Here is a 2591-nt window from a genome sequence, read left to right as displayed (position 1 = left end):
TAGATGGGCGTTTGCCGCATTTTGTGACTTGTACGGTGTTGCATTGGATTCCTGTTTTTACTCGCCCTGAAACCGTTGATATTTTATTGAGTAGCTTGCGTTTCTTGCAAGCTGAAGGCTTAAACGTTTATAGCTATGTGATTTTAGAAAATCATTTGCACATGGTGGTTGAGAGTGATGATTTGCAGCGCGACATCGCCCGTTTTAAGCAGTTTACCGCCAAGCAGTGCTTGGCTTTGTTGCAGGAAAAAGGCGCTAAAACCCTGTTGGATCAATTTGCTTTTTATAAAAAAGCGCATAAGTCCGAGCGCGCGTTTCAGTTTTGGCAGGAAGGCTGTCATCCAGAGTGGATTCAATCGGATGAGATGATGCGCCAGAAGATTGAATATATTCATAACAACCCTGTTAAGCGTGGTTATGTGGATTTACCCGAACATTGGCGTTATTCGAGTGCGCGAGATTATTTAGATCAAACGGGTTTGCTTGAGGTTGTGCGTGTTTGGTAAATCGGTATGCGTTCCCACGCGGGAGCGTGGGAACGAGAAACCATTTAATCAAACCACCAGGCCTGGTCACTATGGAAAAGTTAGATGAATGAATTATCGTTAAAAGATCAAACTACTGAGTTTTTGCTTTATACCGCACCAAGTGGTCAGGTAAAGGTTGAGGTGTTGCTGAATAATGAAACCTTGTGGCTGACTCAAGAACGCATGGCAGAATTATTTGGTGTTCAGCGCCCTGCGATTAGTAAACATCTAAAAAACATTTTTGAAAGCGGTGAGCTAATTGAAGCAGAGGTTGTTTCCATTTTGGAACATACCACTGCACACGGTGCTATTGAGGGAAAAACTCAGACAAAATCGGTTAAATACTACAACCTTGATGCGGTCATTTCAGTGGGTTATCGTGTCAACTCAGCACAAGCAACACAGTTTCGAATTTGGGCAACGGCTTTGATTAAAGAGTACATCATCAAAGGCTTTGCGATGGATGATGAGCGTTTAAAAAATGGGGCATTTTTCGGAAAGGATTATTTTAAAGAATTGCTGGAACGAGTGCGCTCGATTCGAGCCAGCGAACGCCGCATTTATCAACAAATTACCGATATTTTTGCCGAATGCAGTATTGATTATGATCCGCAGTCTGAAACAACCCGTTTGTTTTATGCCCATGTGCAGGATAGGTTTCACTTTGCGATTACGGGCAAAACCGCGAGTGAACTAATTTACGCAAAAGCCGATGCCAATTTATCCAATATGGGCTTGAGCACCTTTAAGCATGCGCCATCAGGTCGAATTTTAAAGTCCGATACGATGATTGGTAAGAATTACCTCAGTGAAACAGAAATTAAGCAGCTTGAGCGCTTGGTGACGAGCTTTTTTGATTATATCGAAGGGATAATCGAACGCCGCACTACCTTTACCATGGAAGCTTTCTCAGAAAGTGTCAATAAGTTTTTAAGCTTTAACGAATACCGAGTTTTAGAAGGCTACGGCAAAGTTTCACGCAAACAGGCCGAACAAAAAGCGTTTGCTGAATATGATGAATTTAATAAACGTCAAAATATCGAGTCGGATTTTGACCGAACCCTTAAGCCATTGTTAAAAAAAGAAAATCCGAAAAACTAGGTCTTGATACCGGTAGGCATTCCCACTGAGGACAGTGGGAATGAGAAAAACCACCAGGCCTGGTGATTGTCAGATTAACTTGCTGAACTTAGCTATGTTTAGGTTAAAAATTTAGAACCATTTTGTCACAAAAATAGTATATTATTTGTGACAAAATATAAGGATAATTGTTTTGCAATCTATTGATGATAAAGTAATTTCTAGGATTTATGGCAACGGAAGGGGTTGGTCGTTTTTTCAGAATGACTTTTTAGACCTTGGAGGCGCAGATGCTATTCGAAAAAGCCTATCTCGGTTTGAACAGGCCGGAACGATTCGGCGTGTGATGCGCGGAATTTATGATTATCCGAAATACAGCAAACGTTTAAATACGGTGTTGTCGCCAGAGATTCAGCAGGTCGCTTTTGCTTTGGCGCGCAAGTTTAATTGGCGTATAACACCAACAGGTGATACGGCACTTAATCTTCTTGGTTTGTCTACTCAAGTCCCTGGGCGTTATGTGTATTTGTGCGATGGCGCAAATCGTGTTTATGACATTGGAAAGGTGTCGCTTGAGTTTAAAAAAACAGCCTTAAAAGAAATTGGGTTTAAGCATAGAGAAAGCGATTTATTGGTTCAGGCTATTAAGGCTTTAGGTAAAGACAAAATCACACCCGATATTATTAAACAGTTTCAAAAGGCCCTTAATAAAGAGATGGCAAGTAAGATTTTAAAAGATACCCAGCACACAACCACTTGGATTTACGAGGTGATTAAACAAGTGTTTGCGGAGTCGGCTAAATGAATCATATTATCGAATGGACACGAGAAGAACGCAGAGAACTGTTTCAAGAAGCAGCGGCACGATTAGGCATTACCGCTGCCATTGTAGAAAAAGATTTTTGGGTAACTTGGATGCTGGCGATCTTGTTTGATGATGCGACATTGACTGGGCAGTTAATGTTTAAGGGTGGAACCAGTTTA

3 protein-coding genes and 1 pseudogene are annotated in these 2591 nt (G+C 41.3%); all 4 read left to right on the top strand.

All coding sequences use genetic code 11. The annotated features are described in order from the left end of the window. Positions 1–506 (top strand): hypothetical protein (locus tag IBX48_RS10220; RefSeq protein ID WP_296834202.1); only part of this gene is annotated, 506 nt, incomplete at its 5' end. 84 nt (positions 507–590) lie between these two features. After that, positions 591–1628 carry a virulence RhuM family protein gene (locus tag IBX48_RS10215; protein WP_296834199.1) on the top strand — a complete coding sequence of 346 codons (1038 nt, stop codon included), beginning with the start codon at positions 591–593 and terminating at the stop codon, positions 1626–1628. Between the two features lie 172 nt (positions 1629–1800). Then, on the top strand, positions 1801–2412 hold the full coding sequence (locus IBX48_RS10210; protein WP_296834196.1) for a DUF6088 family protein: 612 nt from the start codon (positions 1801–1803) through the stop codon (positions 2410–2412). Then, positions 2409–2591 (top strand): annotated as a pseudogene (locus IBX48_RS10205) (nucleotidyl transferase AbiEii/AbiGii toxin family protein); the annotation flags it as partial. The gene IBX48_RS10210 and the pseudogene IBX48_RS10205, both read left to right, overlap by 4 nt.

Source organism: Thiomicrospira sp., assembly GCF_014859555.1.
GTDB lineage: Bacteria > Pseudomonadota > Gammaproteobacteria > Thiomicrospirales > Thiomicrospiraceae > Thiomicrospira.
Note: the sequence above shows the minus strand (reverse complement) of the source record. Positions and strands in the feature narration are given on the sequence as shown.